We start from the raw sequence: 14,653 nt of genomic DNA, 5'->3' as shown, positions 1-14,653 counted from the left end.
CCGCGCACCTACACTTGCTCCACAGCCCCTCCGGAGCCCTGTCATGAAAGCCCTCACCCTGTTGCTCGCGGCCCTGCTCACCCTGCCCGGCCTGGCCCGCGCGGAAGCGCCGCTCAACTACGGCATGCTCGTGGTCTCCCGCGAGCGGATGCAGCTGGCCACCGGCTGCGACGTGGCCCTCTACGTTCAGGACCGTCTCATTGCGCGCCTGGTGCAGGGCCAGTCGGTGGAGCTGAACCTGCCTCCGGGCCGGGTCTCGGTGCGCCTCGGCCTGCTCGACGCCGCCCCCTGCCGTGCCGGCATGGGCGTGCAGGAGCCGCAGACCATCACCCTGCAGGCCGGGATGGTCAGCCGCTATGAACTGGGCATGAACGACCACGGGTTGTATCTGATTCCGTCGGTGCCGTTGCCCTGACACGTCTTTGGAAAGGGCACTCAACGACGTTCTGTTCCGCCGTTCTAGAACCAGACCTGCAGCCTGCTCTCGCTCGATGAGCAATTTTCGAGCGCACTCTGGATTCATGCTTGGTCGAGAAAGGTGAGGCGGGGAAAAAGCCGCCCCTTCAGGAGGCCGAGCGGAGTCATCGTGTAGGGGGTTGAGCGACATGGATGTCGCGAGAGCGCTGCCGGGCCATGGATGGCCCGTCAGCGCGGGCCCCTGGAACGATGATGGAGTGAGGGGAGTCCCGCAACGCGGGACCCGTATGCAGGGGCAAGCCCTTTTGGCTCCTTTTGGGGCGACTGCCAAAAGGGGCTCGCCCGGGAGGGCGAAACAAGAAACATCCGCAGAACTCGATAACCAGCTTGGCGTTGAAACAGCGCACTGGAACACCGCCATCGAAAACCCACCGGCGTTTCCTCAGCAGCCCTCTCCCCTCTTGACCTTGCCACGGGGTCAAGGTTGATCCTGTGCCCCACGAGGAGGATCAGCCATGACCGTATCGTTCGACCTGCCCATCACTGGAATGACCTGCGCCAGCTGCGCCGGCCGCGTGGAGCGCGCGTTGGCCAAGGTGCCTGGCGTGGAGTCCGCCAGCGTCAACCTGGCCCGCGAGCAGGCCCGGGTCCAGGCCCCCGCCGATGCCCTGCCCGCCCTGCGCGAGGCGGTGCAGCGGGCTGGCTACGAGGTGCCCCAGGGGCGCCTGGAGCTGGAGATCGGCGGCATGACCTGCGCCAGCTGCGCCGGTCGTGTGGAGCGTGCCCTGGCCAAGGTGCCGGGGGTGCTGGAGGTGAGCGTCAACCTGGCCAGCGAGCGGGCCAGCGTGCAGCGGCTGGACGGGGTGGACGACCAGGCGCTGATCCAGGCCGTGACCCGCGCCGGCTACCAGGCGCGGCTGCACCAGGCCGAGCACGCCGATGACAGCGAGGCCCGCGCCCGCCAGGCGCTGCAACGGGAGCGCCTGGCCCTGGCGCTGGCCCTGCTGCTGGCGGCCCCGCTGGTGCTGCCGATGCTGGTGGAACCCTTCGGCCTGCACTGGATGCTGCCGGCCTGGGTGCAGTTCGCCCTGGCCACGCCGGTGCAGTTCATCCTCGGCGCGCGCTTCTACCGCGCCGCCTGGAAGGCTGTGCGCGCCGGCGCCGGCAACATGGACCTGCTGGTGGCCATCGGCACCAGCGCCGGCTACGGCCTGAGCCTCTACCAGTGGGCCACCGCCCACCCCGGCCACGTGCCGCACCTGTATTTCGAAGCCTCGGCAGTGGTCATCGCCCTGGTGCTGCTGGGCAAGTACCTGGAGAGCCGCGCCAAGCGTCAGACCAGCGCCGCCATCCGCGCCCTGGAAGCCCTGCGCCCGGAGCGCGCCATCCGCCTGCGCGACGGCCGCGAGGAAGACGTGGCCATCGCCGAACTCCAGCTGGGCGACGAGGTGCTGGTGAAACCCGGCGAGCGCTTCCCGGTGGACGGCGAGGTGCTGGAGGGCCAGAGCCACGCCGACGAGGCGCTGATCAGCGGCGAGAGCCTGCCGGTGCCCAAGGCCCCGGGCGACCGTGTCACCGGCGGCGCCATCAACGGCGAGGGGCGCCTGCGGGTGCGCACCACCGCCCTCGGCGGCGAGACGGTGCTGGCACGGATCATCCGCCTGGTGGAAGACGCCCAGGCGGCCAAGGCGCCGATCCAGAAGCTGGTGGACCGGGTCAGCCAGGTGTTCGTCCCGGCAGTGCTGCTGATCGCCCTGGCCACCCTCGGCGGCTGGTTGCTGGCCGGCGCGGCGCTGGAGACGGCGCTGATCAACGCCGTCGCCGTGCTGGTGATCGCCTGCCCCTGCGCCCTCGGCCTGGCCACGCCAACGGCGATCATGGCGGGCACCGGCGTCGCGGCCCGCCACGGCATCCTCATCAAGGACGCCGAAGCCCTGGAGGTGGCCCACGCTGTCACCGCCGTGGCCTTCGACAAGACCGGCACCCTCACCTCCGGTACCCCGCGCATCACCCACCTGGCCGCTGCCGATGGCGACGACGCGCACCTGCTGGCCTGGGCCGGCGCCCTGCAGCGTGGCAGCGAGCACCCGCTGGCCAAGGCGGTGCTGGATGCCTGTGACGAACGCGGCCTGGCGGTGCCCGAGGTGGGCGACAGCCAGTCCCTCACCGGGCGTGGCATCCAGGGCGTGGTCGAGGGCCGCCTGCTGGCCCTGGGCAACCGCCGCCTGCTGGACGAGCACGGCCTCGACGGCGGCGCCCTGCTGGCCTCGGCGCAGGCCTGGGAAGCCGAGGGCCGCACCCTGTCCTGGCTGCTGGCGCTGCAGCCCCAGGCACAGGTACTCGGCCTGTTCGCCTTCGGCGACAGCCTCAAGGAGGGCGCCCGCGATGCCGTGCAGGCCCTGCGCGCACGCCACATCGCCAGCCACCTGATCACCGGCGACAACCGCGGCAGCGCCCGGGTGGTGGCCGAGGCGCTGGGCATCGACGACGTGCACGCCGAAGTGCTGCCCGCCGACAAGGCCGCCGAGGTGGCCCGGCTCAAGGCCGGCGGCGCGGTGGTGGCGATGGTCGGCGACGGCATCAACGACGCCCCCGCCCTGGCCGCCGCCGACGTGGGCATCGCCATGGGCGGTGGCACCGACGTGGCCATGCACGCCGCCGGCATCACCCTGATGCGCGGCGACCCGCGCCTGGTCCCCGCCGCCCTCGACATCGCCCGGCGCACCTACGGCAAGATCCGCCAGAACCTGTTCTGGGCCTTCATCTACAACCTGGTGGGCATCCCGCTCGCCGCCGCCGGCATGCTCAACCCGGTGGTCGCCGGCGCCGCGATGGCCCTCTCCAGCGTCAGCGTGGTGAGCAACGCCCTCCTGCTGAAGACCTGGAAACCGGCCGGGGAGAAACACACGGAAGACTGATGCCAGGACGCCGTTCTGGCAGGGGCGAACTCATGGGTTCTGTATGCGCTAGCTGTTGTGAACGTGATACGAAGATTCAAGCACGGTGTCTTCCGGGCATTTATGACGCCCTGTAATACCTGCCGCGTGGGTTTCGCTTCGCTCTACACCGCCCTACGGAGGCCGTTTCGCCTCGAGCGTGATGCGCACATCAAGATTCCGGCGAGGAAGTTGGGGCAGCCGCTAAACGCCCCTTTCAGGAGGCCGAGCGCAATCGTCGTGTAAGGGGTTGAGCGACATGGATGTCGCGAGAGCCGCGATGGGCCAGGGATGGCCCTTCGCGGCGTGCCCCTGAAAGGATGATGAAGCAAGGGGACCCGACGTAGTCGGGCCGCATGCAGGGGCAAGCGCTTTTGGTTACTTTTCTGGCGATTGAGAAAAGTGACTCGCCCGGCGAGGCGAAACAGAAACCAACAGCAAAGTTCGGCATTCGGCCTGGCCAAAAATGGCCTGGCAACACTTGAAAGCAGACAGAGCCAGTTCACTCGCCAAGCGCCCCACAAGGGGCGCCCGGACACCTCAACCCAAGAGGACAGCTGCATGAACATCGGCCAGGCCGCGAAGAAGAGCGGGCTCACCGCGAAGATGATCCGCTACTACGAATCCATCGGCCTGCTCCCCGAGGCCGGCCGCAGCGACAGCGGCTACCGGCAGTACAGCGAGCAGGACCTGCACAGCCTCGCCTTCATCCGCCGCTCGCGGGACCTGGGCTTTTCGCTGGAGGAAGTGGGCCGCCTGCTCACCCTGTGGCGCGACCGGGGCCGTGCCAGTGCCGACGTGAAGGCCCTGGCCAATGCCCACATCGACGAACTGAACCAGCGCATCGCCGAGCTGGTGGGCCTGCGCGACACCCTGCAGGAGCTGGTGGATCACTGCCAGGGCGATCACCGCCCCGACTGCCCGATCCTCAAGGACCTGGCATCGGGCGGTTGCTGCGGGGCAACAGGCGCCCCAGCAGGTCCTTCGGCAACACGGTGATCGCCAGGCCGACGAACACCAGGGCACAGGCCGCCAGCGCCGACGGGCTGAGGGCCTCGCCCAGCAGCAGCCAGCCGGACAGCAGCCCGGAAATCGGCACCGCCAGGGCGAAGGGCGTCACCAGGCTCGCCGGGTGGCGACTGAGCAGGAAGCTCCACAGGGCGAACCCCAGGGTGGTGGCACCGAAGGCCACGAACGCCAGGGACAGGTAGCCGGTGAGGCTGGCGTGGGCAAAGGCCGCCGCCATCGCCTGCGGCCCCTCGAACACCCAGGACAGCGCCAGCAGCGGCAAGGGCGGCACCAGGCTCACCCAGCAGATCAGCCGCAGCATGTCGCTGGCACCGGCGCGCTTGGTGGCGATGTTGGCGAAGGCCCAGGCCAGGGCCGCCACCAGCACCAGCACGAAGGCCAGCAGGCTATCGCCCAGGGGCCGTTCCAGGCCGATCAGCACCAGCCCCGAAGCCGCCAACGCCAGGCCCGCCAACGCCCGCAACGTGGGCCGCTCGCCCAGCACCAGCGCGGCGATCAGCACGGTGAAGAACACCTGGCTCTGCAGCACCAGCGAGGTCAGCCCGGCTGGCATGCCCAGCTTCATGCCGATGAACAGCACCCCGAACTTGAACACCCCCAGCAGCAGCCCGATCTGCACGATCCGCCACAACGGCGCCGGCAGCGGCCCGCGCAGGAACAGCAAGGGCGTCGCCGCCAGGGCAAAACGCAGGGCGCAGAACAGCAGCGGCGGGAACTCGCCGAGCCCGAGCTTGATGACGACGAAGTTCACGCCCCAGACCAGGGTGACCAGCAGGGCAAGGAGGATGTGCGGCAACGGCATGGCAGGGACTCCGGGAGCGGGTGGGCCACGCTAGCAGGTCACCGGGAGGCTGTATGGATACAGATTCCGGGGATTCGGGGGATACAGGGGCGGCTACAGGACCGTACAGGGCGGCAACAGAAGACCGGCACGCCGCCACGAAAAAGCCCCCGGAGAGGCATCTCTCCGGGGGCTTTTACATGAACGGTTGCGAGGCCGATCAGCTCTGGGATTGCAGGTAGTTCTGCAGGCCGACCCGGTCGATCAGCCCCAGTTGCTGTTCCAGCCAGTAGGCGTGGTCTTCCTCGGTGTCCTGCAGCTGCAGGGCGAGGATGTCGCGGCTGACGTAGTCGCCATGCTGCTCGCACAGGGTGATGCCCTTGCTCAGCGCGGCGCGCACTTCGTATTCGAGGTTGAGGTCCGAGCGCAGCATCTCCGGCACGGTGGCGCCGGGGTGGATGGCCTTGGGCGTCATGTCCGGGGTGCTTTCCAGGAAGAGGATGCGCTGCAACAGGGCATCGGCGTGTTCGGTCTCTTCCTCCATCTCGTGGTTGATGCGCTCGTAGAGCTTGGTGAAGCCCCAGTCGGCATACATGCGCGAGTGCAGGAAGTACTGGTCGCGTGCGGCCAGCTCACCTCGCAGCAGGTCCTTGAGGTATTCGACGACTTCCGCTTGCCCTTTCATCTGTGTTCTCCCCTGCAAACGCGGTGATCCGAGGGCGCAATGGTCGTCCTCGGGAACCGCCCGGTCAAGCAGCCCGATGCCACACCCTCACTCCTTCATCCAGGGCGGGGTCGGCGGTTCGTCGCTGGTGTCCTTCAGCAGTGCCTGGCGGCGCTCCTCCTCGGCGAGGGCGGCCTTGATCTCGCGCATCACCGCATCCACGTCGGCCGCTTCCTCGGGCTCGGTGAACTGACCGGTGAGCTGGGTATCCGGGGTCAGCTTGCCGTCCTCGTAGAGCGCCCACATTTCCTTGGCGTAACGGGTGTAGCGCAGCTCGGGGGCGAACTGGCCGAAGTACGCGGCCATGTTGCCGACGTCGCGCTCGAGCATGCGGAAGGCGTGGTTGTTGCCGGCGGCGTCCACCGCCTGGGGCAGGTCGATGATCACCGGGCCGTAGGGGTCGAGCAGCACGTTGAACTCGGACAGGTCGCCATGGACCAGGCCGGCGCAGAGCATCTTGACGATCTCGCCGATCATGAAGGCGTGGAATTCGCGGGCGTCCTCGGGGGTCAGGTCGACGTCGTTGAGGCGCGGGGCGGCGTCGCCGTAGCCGTCGGTGACCAGCTCCATCAGCAGCACGCCATCGAGGAAGTCGTAGGGCTTGGGCACCCGCACGCCGGCGTTGGCCAGACGGAACAGGGCGGCCACTTCGGCGTTCTGCCAGTTCTCTTCCTGCTCCTTGCGGCCGTACTTGGAACCCTTGGCCATGGCCCGGGCGTCGCGGCTGTTACGCACCTTGCGCCCTTCCTGGTACTCGGCCGCCTGGCGGAAGCCTCGCTTGTTGGCCTCCTTGTAGACCTTGGCGCAGCGCAACTCGCTGCCACAACGCACCACGTAGACGGATGCTTCCTTACCGCTCATCAGCGGCCTGACCACTTCGTCGATCAGGCCATCCTCCACCAGGGGTTCGATGCGCTTGGGTGTCTTCATGCCTTGCCGGCGTTCCTCGGGAAAATGGGTTGGGACTGGAATGGTCCGACTTTATACGGCATGCGCGCCGACAGGACCATCAGCGCCGCGACAGGCTGTGACGCAAGGCCTCGATGGCATAGCGCACCTTGGCCGGCTGCGCATCGCGCCGTGGTGTGACGATGTACAGCCCGATCTCCGGCGGGCGCCAGTCGGGCAGCACCCGCAGCAGCCGGCCGCTGGCCAGCTCTTCGCGGATCTCCGGTTCCGGCTGCAGGGACAGGCCGGCACCGGCCAGGGTGAAGCTGCGCGCGGAGAGGATGTTGTTGCAGCTGACGCGGCTCTCGATGCGCAGCCGCTGCACCTCGCCGCCGGGCCCGACCAGGGTGATCGGCCCCAGGGTTCGCTCGGCATGCAGGGTCACCCAGTCCAGCTCCAGCAGCTGCTCGGGACGGACGATGGCCGGCAGCCGCGCCAGGTAGCCGGGCGCGGCGCAGAGCAGCGACGGCCAGTCCCCCAGGTGCCGCGCCACCAGGCTGGAGTCGTCCTGGCGGCCGACGCGGATGGCCAGGTCGATGCGCCGCTCCACCAGGTCGATCTGCTCGTCGTCGAAGAACAGCCGCAGCGTCAGCCCGGGGTGGGCGGCCAGCAGGGGCGCCAGCGCCTCGGTGACCATGCGATCGGAGAAGCCCACCGGGGCGGCGATGCGCAGCTCCCCCACCGGCGCATCGCGCAGCTCCGCCAGGCGCTGTTCGGCCTGCTGCGCCAGCTCCAGCACCTGGGCGCAGTTGCGGTAGAACAGCGCGCCGGCCTCGGTGAGGGTGAGCTTGCGGGTGGTGCGGTGGAGCAGGCTGACCTGGGTGGCGTCCTCCAGCTTGCGGATCTGCTGGCTGACTGCGGACGCGCTCATGCCCAGGGCTTCGCCGGCGGCGACCATCGAGCCCTTCTCCACCACCGTGGCGAACACCGCCATGCGCTTGAGCTGCTCCATTCGTAAGCCCTGCTTAATTGTGAAAGCGGTTTTTGCCACTTTTTCCGCTGATTATCCAGCTGCAAGATGGCGACCGTCGCAAACGATTCTCAACAGGAGACAGCCATGAAGATCGCCATCCTCGGTGCCACCGGTTTCGTCGGCAGCGCCGTCGTCCAGGAAGCCCTGCAAAGCGGCCACCAGGTCACCGCCCTGGTCCGCCACCCGGAAAAACTGCCGGCCCATGAACGCCTGACCGCCGTGAAGGGCGATATCCACGACGTGGCCGCCACCGCCACCGTCCTCGCCGGGCACGACGCCGTGGTGCACGCCTTCAACCCCGGCTGGGGCAACCCCGACATCCGCGAGCAGTTCATCCAGGGCACCCGCGCCATCTTCGACGCCGTGCGCCAGGCCGGCGTCCGTCGCCTGCTGGTGGTGGGCGGAGCGGGCAGCCTGTACGTCGCGCCGGGCCTGCAACTGATCGACACCCCGCAGTTCCCCGCCGAGTACAAGGAAGGCGCCGAGGGCGCGCGCCAGGCGCTGAACCTGATCCAGGCCGAGACCGACCTGGACTGGACCTTCCTCTCCCCGCCGGCGCTGCTGGAGCCGGGCGCACGCACGGGCCGCTTCCGCATTGGCGGCAACGAGCTGCTGATGGACGGCGACCACCCGGCGCGCATCACCGTGGCCGACCTGGCGGTGGCCATCGTCGACGAGCTGGAGAACCCCCAACACCTGCACAAGCGCTTCACCGTCGGCTACTGAAGCCGCGTTACCCAATCAGGTCGCCGGTTTTTCCGGCGGCCTGCCCCCGTTTCCACCGTTCAGGAGTCCCTCAATGACCCTCTTCGCCTCCACCCACGTCGTCACCGAAACCCCGGCCCGCTACATCAGCCGGCTGTGCAAGCACTTCGCCCACCGCATCCCCGTCAGCCATGACGAACAGCAGGGGCGCATCCAGTTCGACATCGGCCTCGGCCTGCTGCAGGCCGAGGCCGGTGGCCTGACGCTTCGGGTGGAAGCCGAAGACGCTGTCAGCCTGGAACGACTCAAGGAGGTGATGGCCAGCCACTTCGAACGCTTCGCCTGGCAGGAAGCGCTGCAGCTGAACTGGCACTGAGGCGCTCTGGGACGGGCATCGCACGTGCCTTTCCGTGACCACGCCACCCGAAATTGACTGGGTGGCAATTTGCTGGCCCGTGAACCGGTCCACGTAATGGCTTGTTACGAAACGCTATAGTCGCGTCCCTGCATGACCCATGCAGCACCTGCCAGCCATGTCCAAACGCCTGGCATCAATCGATACGAACAGCCGCCAGGCGGCGAAGAAAGGGAGTTCCGCAATGGAATGGTATTTGAAGTGCCTGAAGCAGCATTACTTTGACTTCAACGGCCGTGCGCGCCGCAAGGAGTACTGGATGTTCACCCTGGTGAACATCGTCATCTCCATCGCCCTGACCGTGATCTTCGGCATGATCAGCGCCAAGCTGCTGCCGCTGGCCAACCTGTACAGCCTGGCTGTCCTGCTGCCGGCCCTGGGCGTCACCGTCCGCCGTCTGCACGACATCGGCAAGAGCGGCTGGATGATCCTGATCGGTCTCATCCCGCTGGTCGGCCTGTACCTGATCTACCTGCTGGCCAAGGACAGCGACCCGGGCCAGAACGCCTACGGTCCCAACCCGAAGGCCTGATCCAGGCCGGGGTTCCCGCCTGAACGGGAACCCTCGGGCGACGCGACTGTCCCACGGCAGTCGCTGCAACGGGCGGGCAACCGCCCGTTTTGCTTTCTTGCTTTCAGAAACGGACGTTCAGGAACCCACAGGATGTCGGAACCCCAGGTATCCCTCTTCAAGGGTGGTCTCTTCGCCCTCCTCGGCCTGGCCCTGCTGGCCGCCATGGCCATCAACGCCTCTTCCCGCATGGGTTTCCTGCAGTCGGCCCTGATCGCCGACGGCGCCGTGGTCGCCCTGAACGCCGGCGGCTCGCACCCGGAGATCGCCTTTACCGACAGCACCGGCGCCCGGGTTTCCTACCCCCAGGGCGGACTGATCTTCGGCTACCAGGTCGGCCAGCCGGTGAAGGTCCACTACCAGGCCAACGACCCCACCGGCAGTGCCGTGGTGGATGACTTCGGCGCGCTGTGGGGCACCGCCGCCCTGCTCGGCGTACTCGGTGCGGTGTTCACCGCCACCGGCCTGATGACCCTCTTCGGCCGCCGCCCCTGACCCACAAGGACGTACCCATGTCGCAGATGCCCATCCCCTTCCCCGCCAACCCCAGCCGCTGGCAGTACGTCACCGCCAGCGGCGGTGGCCTGACCATCGCCTTCGTTGCCGGGGGCGGCGGCTCCATCACCCTGCGCTCGCCCCAGGGCCAGGACCTGCCGTTCCGCTACGGCGGCATCGGCGCCGGCCTCGGTATCGGCGCCAAGCTGCCGCGCTTCGGCAAGGTGGACGTGAAGATCAAGGGCAAGAGCATCGGCGGTGCCGGGGCGGCGGAAGCCTTCCCCAGCGACGGCGCGGTGTTCGTCGCCGACGACATCAAGGACCGCGACCTGACCCGCGATGAGATCACCGGGCCCTGCCTGTACATGGAAGTGGGCGCCGGCGTGCTCGCCGGGGTCTCCGGCACGGCCATGCTGTTCGGCCTGGACGCCAAGCTGCTGGCGGCGGTGATGCTGATGAACGCCAGCCCGCTGACCAGCCTCTCGGTGTCGCCGATGCTGACCCAGCAACTGCTCAAGTCGGCCCGTGGCGCCCTGGTGATGGGCGGTGCCAACGTCGGCCTGCAGGCGGGCGCCGGCGGCGCGGCCTACCTCGGCGCGCTGTTCTGACGCGCCCTCAGCGCAACTGACTGTCCTTGCTGCCGCGCCGGTTGTAGCCGGCGTAGGCGGCGTTCTCGCGGTCGTGTTCGGCCTGGCAGTTCACGCACAGGCGCACGCCCGGCACCGCTTCGCGGCGTGCCTGGGGAATCACGGCGTCGCATTCTTCGCAATGGGTAAGGCTCTCGCCCTTGGGCAACTGGCTGCGTGCCCGCTGCACGGCGTCTTCGATGGTGCTGTCGATCTGCTCCTGCACCGCGCCGTCTCCCGCCCAGCCACTGGCCATCCCGACCTCCCGTTCTCGCTGTCGATGACCCTGGAGTTATGCGGGCGGCCGGCGGCCTTTTGCAAGGCCGTGGGCCGGTGGGCGACAAGTGGAGGTCGCTCCGGGCTATTCCTTCACGTTCATGTACTCCCGCGCCCAGACGATGTAGTCCTCGGGCAGCGTGTACTTGTGGGTCAGCTCGGTGGCGCTGAGCTCAGGGGCGCTGGTGTCGATGTGGCGCTGCTCGCGCAGGCAGTCGTAGGTGGCCTTGATGGCGGCGAAGTAGGCGGCGTGGCCGTTGACCACGATACGCACGCCCAGGTCGGCCAGGCGCTGGTTGTCGCGCAGCTTGGGGTTGCCGTAGGTGACCAGCATCAGCGGCACGTGGAGCCCGGCGGCGATGGCCTCCAGGTGCTCGAAGTCCTCCACCCCGACCATGCAGATGCCGTCGGCACCGGCGGCCTGATAGGCCTGGGTGCGGGCGATCACCTCGTCGGTGCCGAGCACCCCGGCGTGGGTGCGGGCGATGATCGCCAGGTCCGGGTCGACCCGCGCCTCGAGGGCCGCGCGGATCTTGCCGACGCCTTCCTCGACGCTGATCAGGTCGGTGGACTTGCGGCCGAACTGGGCCGGCAGCAGCGTGTCCTCGATGGTCAGCGCGGCGATGCCGGCGCGCTCCAGCTCCACCACCGTGCGCATCACGTTGAGGGCGTTGCCGTAGCCGTGGTCGGCGTCGGCGATCACCGGCAGGCGGGACACGCGGCCGATGCGCACGGCCTGCTCGACGAACTCGCTGAGGGTGATGAGGGCGAAGTCCGGCGCTGCCAGCACCTGCAGCGAGGCGACGGAGCCGCCGAGGATGCCCACCTCGAAACCGAGGTCGGCGGCGATGCGCGCGGACATGGGGTCGAACACCGAAGCGGTGTGGTAGCAGGCGGAGGAGTTCAGCAACGCACGGAACGCCGTGCGCAATTCATGGTGGGAGGCTCTTCTCATTGTGATGTCCAGACAGCAGGCAAGGTTGATCGACGAGAAGGATGCAAGTATCGCACCCCCAGGTCACACCGACCGGCGGATAGGCCGTGGGCGCATTCTACGCGCCTCCGTCTTTCAGCTTCCTTAACGGAAGCGATGCCCCCGCAGAAAGCAGTTCACCTGGGCCCCGCCGCTCCGCTAGATTGCGCATCCCAGCGAACGAATCGCCGGAGCCCAACCCAAGGAGATACCCGTGAAACACCGCATCAAGATGGCCGCAGGCCTGCTGTCCGCCCTGGTACTCGCCGGCTGCACCGGCACCCCGATGAAGACCCAGAACCTCGACAGCAGCCAGTACACCGTGATCGGCCATAGCCAGGCCAGCGCCACCGGCCTGCTGGTCGTGGGCTTCATCCCCGTGCAGCAGAACAACCGTTTCGTCCGCGCCCAGCAGGCCGCCATCAAGGCCAAGGGCGGCGACGCGATGATCAACACCCAGGTCCAGGAAGACTGGTTCTGGGCCTGGGTCCTGACCGGCTACACCACCACCGTTTCCGGTGACGTGGTGAAGCTGAACGGCACCCGCTGATCCCCCCGCGAGGGCCCGCCAGCCCTCGCTCCCCGCCCGCATGACCGACCTGCTCGCCTACACCAGCCTGTTCCTCGCCGCCTTCGGCGCCGCCACCCTGCTGCCCCTGCAGTCGGAGGCCGTGCTGCTCGGCCTGCTGCTCAACGGCGCGCAGCCGACCTGGGCGCTGCTGCTGGTGGCCACCGTCGGCAACGTGCTGGGTTCGCTGGTGAACTGGTTGCTGGGGCGCTACCTGGCGGATTTCCGCCAGAAGCGCTGGTTCCCCGTATCGGAATCCGCCATCGAGCGGGCCCGTCGGCACTACCTGCGCTACGGCCGCTGGACCCTGCTGCTGTCCTGGCTGCCGATCGTCGGCGACCCGCTCACCCTGGTGGCCGGGCTGATGCGCGAATCGCTCGGCGTGTTCCTGCTGCTGGTGCTGCTGGCCAAGGCCGGCCGCTACGCCGTGGTGGCGGCCCTGGCGCTGGGCTGGGGATAAGTCGTCGCGACGGGCCGTGAGCGGCCTACGGCTTCTTCAGGCATTCGCTCATGAAGGCCTTGCGTTCGTCCCCCTTGAGCGCCTTGTCCGAGGCCGTCTTGTTGCAATTGATCATGCGTTCCTGCTGGGTGATCTTCAGGCACTGCGACATGAACGCCTTGCGCTCGTCGCCCTTGAGCCCCTTGGCGGTGGCGTCGGCGTTGCAGGACTTCATCTTCTCCTGCGGGGTGGCGGCCAGGGTCGGCAGGCTGGCCAGCAGGGCGAGGACGAGCAGGGGCAGGCGGAGCGTCTTCATGGCGTGACTCCCAGGGCGGTGGTGCCGGCAAGTCTAGACGGTGCGACAGACTGCGCCGGGCCAGGCGCGCAACCCGCCCTCGCCTCGCGTATAGTGCGCGGCCGTTTTTCCACCCCCGGACCGTTCGTACCATGAGCACCACCCTCCCCGCCCGCGCCCTGGGCATCGACTTCGGCACCTCCAACTCCACCGTCGGCTGGTGGCGCCCGGACTGCGAGCCGCTGATCGTCCTGGAGGACGCCAAGGTCACCCTGCCGTCGGTGATCTTCTTCAACACCGAAGAGCGTCGCCCCGCCTTCGGCCGCCAGGCCCTGAACGAATACCTGGAAGGCTACGAGGGCCGCCTGATGCGCTCGCTCAAGAGCCTGCTGGGTTCGCCGCTGCTCAAGAGCGAGACCACCGTGCTGGGCAGCGCCCTGCCCTTCAAGGACCTGCTGGGCATCTTCATCGGCGAGCTGAAGAAGCGTGCCGAAGCCGCCGCCGACCGCCCCTTCGAGCAGGTGGTGCTGGGCCGCCCGGTGTTCTTCGTCGACGACGACCCCGAGGCCGACCGCGAAGCCCAGGACACCCTGGTGGCCGTCGCCCACAAGCTCGGCTTCAAGGACGTCTCCTTCCAGTACGAACCCATCGCTGCCGCCTTCGACTACGAGCGCGAGATCCAGCGCGAGGAGCTGGTGCTGATCGTCGACATCGGCGGCGGTACCTCCGACTTCTCCCTGGTGCGCCTGTCGCCTGCGCGCCGCGACGTGGCCGACCGCCAGGGCGACATCCTCGCCACCGGCGGCGTGCACATCGGCGGCACCGACTTCGACAAGCAGCTCTCCCTCGCCGGGGTGATGCCGCTGTTCGGCTACGGCAGCCGCATGAAGAGCGACGCGCTGATGCCCACCAGCGTGCACCTCAACCTGGCCACCTGGCACACCATCAACGCCGTCTACGCGCAGAAGTCCCAGCTGGCGCTGAAGAACATGCGCTACGACATCGTCGACACCACCGGCATCGACCGCCTGTTCCGCCTCATCGAGCAGCGTGCCGGCCACTGGCTGGCCATGCAGGTGGAAGACAGCAAGATCGAGCTGACCGAAGCCCTGGAACGCCCCATCGACCTCGGCCGCGTCGAGCCCGGGCTGGTGGCGCCGCTGGACCGCGCCGGCTTCGAGGAGGCCGTCGGCCCGCTGCTGGAGCGCATCCGCGCCAGCGTCACGGCCATGCTGGCCCAGGCCGGTGTCGCCCTGGAGCAGGTGGACACGCTGTTCTTCACCGGCGGCTCCAGCGGCATCCCCGCCCTGCGCCGCTGCGTCGCCGACCTGCTGCCCAACGCCCGCCATGTCGAAGGCAACGCCTTCGGCAGCATCGGCAGCGGCCTGGCCATCGAAGCGCGCAAACGCTACGGCTGACCGCAGGTCGGCCCCCGCGCCCATTCGCGCCGGCCCGGCTTGCCGGCGCCGGGCGGCGGGTGCA

The 14,653-nt window shown here is 68.4% G+C and carries 18 protein-coding genes; 11 read left to right on the top strand and 7 right to left on the bottom strand.

Translation table 11 applies throughout. The features are described 5' to 3' along the window. Positions 1-43 precede the first annotated feature (43 nt). The 3 genes from RTK35_RS05090 (at position 44) to cueR (ending at position 4,352) form a co-directional block, all read left to right on the top strand. Positions 44-415 carry a hypothetical protein gene (locus tag RTK35_RS05090; protein ID WP_044413027.1) on the top strand — a complete coding sequence of 124 codons (372 nt, stop codon included), beginning with the start codon at positions 44-46 and terminating at the stop codon, positions 413-415. A 517-nt stretch (positions 416-932) separates the two neighbouring features. Next, positions 933-3,335, top strand: a complete 2,403-nt coding sequence (locus tag RTK35_RS05085; RefSeq protein ID WP_316907526.1) for a heavy metal translocating P-type ATPase — start codon at positions 933-935, stop codon at positions 3,333-3,335. A 579-nt stretch (positions 3,336-3,914) separates the two neighbouring features. After that, positions 3,915-4,352 (top strand): Cu(I)-responsive transcriptional regulator, encoded by a 438-nt coding sequence (gene cueR, locus RTK35_RS05080; protein ID WP_044401376.1) that lies wholly within the window; start codon positions 3,915-3,917, stop codon positions 4,350-4,352. Here cueR and RTK35_RS05075 read toward each other — a convergent pair. The 4 genes from RTK35_RS05075 to RTK35_RS05060 form a co-directional block, all read right to left on the bottom strand. Beyond that, complete coding sequence (locus RTK35_RS05075) at positions 4,282-5,184, bottom strand: EamA family transporter (protein WP_044401373.1); 903 nt, start codon at positions 5,182-5,184, stop codon at positions 4,282-4,284. The two genes, cueR and RTK35_RS05075, sit on opposite strands and share 71 nt — an antisense overlap. A gap of 199 nt (positions 5,185-5,383) precedes the next feature. Further along, positions 5,384-5,848: a bacterioferritin gene (gene bfr, locus RTK35_RS05070; RefSeq protein WP_044401369.1), complete on the bottom strand. Its 465-nt coding sequence runs from the start codon at positions 5,846-5,848 to the stop codon at positions 5,384-5,386. Between the two features lie 87 nt (positions 5,849-5,935). Continuing rightward, on the bottom strand, positions 5,936-6,817 hold the full coding sequence (locus RTK35_RS05065; protein ID WP_160480154.1) for a PA4780 family RIO1-like protein kinase: 882 nt from the start codon (positions 6,815-6,817) through the stop codon (positions 5,936-5,938). 79 nt (positions 6,818-6,896) lie between these two features. Then, complete coding sequence (locus RTK35_RS05060; RefSeq protein WP_044401363.1) at positions 6,897-7,787, bottom strand: LysR family transcriptional regulator; 891 nt, start codon at positions 7,785-7,787, stop codon at positions 6,897-6,899. A 105-nt stretch (positions 7,788-7,892) separates the two neighbouring features. Between RTK35_RS05060 and RTK35_RS05055 the strand changes: the two genes are divergently transcribed. The 5 genes from RTK35_RS05055 (at position 7,893) to RTK35_RS05035 (ending at position 10,602) form a co-directional block, all read left to right on the top strand. Next, positions 7,893-8,534, top strand: a complete 642-nt coding sequence (locus RTK35_RS05055; RefSeq protein ID WP_316907525.1) for an NAD(P)-dependent oxidoreductase — start codon at positions 7,893-7,895, stop codon at positions 8,532-8,534. A gap of 73 nt (positions 8,535-8,607) precedes the next feature. Further along, positions 8,608-8,889 carry a DUF2218 domain-containing protein gene (locus tag RTK35_RS05050; protein ID WP_172434765.1) on the top strand — a complete coding sequence of 94 codons (282 nt, stop codon included), beginning with the start codon at positions 8,608-8,610 and terminating at the stop codon, positions 8,887-8,889. A 223-nt stretch (positions 8,890-9,112) separates the two neighbouring features. Further along, complete coding sequence (locus RTK35_RS05045; protein WP_160480156.1) at positions 9,113-9,460, top strand: DUF805 domain-containing protein; 348 nt, start codon at positions 9,113-9,115, stop codon at positions 9,458-9,460. Positions 9,461-9,592: 132 nt separating this feature from the next. Next, on the top strand, positions 9,593-9,994 hold the full coding sequence (locus RTK35_RS05040) for a DUF3592 domain-containing protein (protein WP_074970462.1): 402 nt from the start codon (positions 9,593-9,595) through the stop codon (positions 9,992-9,994). A gap of 17 nt (positions 9,995-10,011) precedes the next feature. After that, positions 10,012-10,602 (top strand): hypothetical protein, encoded by a 591-nt coding sequence (locus tag RTK35_RS05035; RefSeq protein ID WP_044401348.1) that lies wholly within the window; start codon positions 10,012-10,014, stop codon positions 10,600-10,602. Positions 10,603-10,609: 7 nt separating this feature from the next. Here RTK35_RS05035 and RTK35_RS05030 read toward each other — a convergent pair whose 3' ends face one another. Both RTK35_RS05030 and RTK35_RS05025 read right to left on the bottom strand, forming a co-directional pair. Next, positions 10,610-10,876 (bottom strand): DksA/TraR family C4-type zinc finger protein, encoded by a 267-nt coding sequence (locus RTK35_RS05030; protein ID WP_044401346.1) that lies wholly within the window; start codon positions 10,874-10,876, stop codon positions 10,610-10,612. 105 nt (positions 10,877-10,981) lie between these two features. Next, positions 10,982-11,851 (bottom strand): oxaloacetate decarboxylase, encoded by an 870-nt coding sequence (locus RTK35_RS05025; protein ID WP_069560558.1) that lies wholly within the window; start codon positions 11,849-11,851, stop codon positions 10,982-10,984. A gap of 250 nt (positions 11,852-12,101) precedes the next feature. Here RTK35_RS05025 and RTK35_RS05020 point away from each other — a divergent pair, with 250 nt between their 5' ends. Both RTK35_RS05020 and RTK35_RS05015 read left to right on the top strand, forming a co-directional pair. Continuing rightward, the gene (locus RTK35_RS05020; protein WP_107331337.1) at positions 12,102-12,419 is read left to right on the top strand and encodes a hypothetical protein; all 318 of its coding nucleotides are present in this window, start codon (positions 12,102-12,104) and stop codon (positions 12,417-12,419) included. Between the two features lie 40 nt (positions 12,420-12,459). Then, positions 12,460-12,897 carry a YqaA family protein gene (locus RTK35_RS05015; RefSeq protein WP_074970468.1) on the top strand — a complete coding sequence of 146 codons (438 nt, stop codon included), beginning with the start codon at positions 12,460-12,462 and terminating at the stop codon, positions 12,895-12,897. A 25-nt stretch (positions 12,898-12,922) separates the two neighbouring features. Here the strand turns inward: RTK35_RS05015 and RTK35_RS05010 are convergent, their stop codons facing one another. After that, positions 12,923-13,192 (bottom strand): PsiF family protein, encoded by a 270-nt coding sequence (locus tag RTK35_RS05010; protein WP_044401336.1) that lies wholly within the window; start codon positions 13,190-13,192, stop codon positions 12,923-12,925. A 131-nt stretch (positions 13,193-13,323) separates the two neighbouring features. Here RTK35_RS05010 and RTK35_RS05005 point away from each other — a divergent pair, with 131 nt between their 5' ends. Next, positions 13,324-14,589 (top strand): Hsp70 family protein, encoded by a 1,266-nt coding sequence (locus tag RTK35_RS05005; protein WP_044401333.1) that lies wholly within the window; start codon positions 13,324-13,326, stop codon positions 14,587-14,589. Positions 14,590-14,653 lie beyond the last annotated feature (64 nt).

Origin of the sequence: Pseudomonas sp. zfem003, from assembly GCF_032621675.1 — a bacterium.
Classification (GTDB): Bacteria; Pseudomonadota; Gammaproteobacteria; order Pseudomonadales; family Pseudomonadaceae; genus Metapseudomonas; species Metapseudomonas otitidis.
Note: the sequence above shows the minus strand (reverse complement) of the source record. Positions and strands in the feature narration are given on the sequence as shown.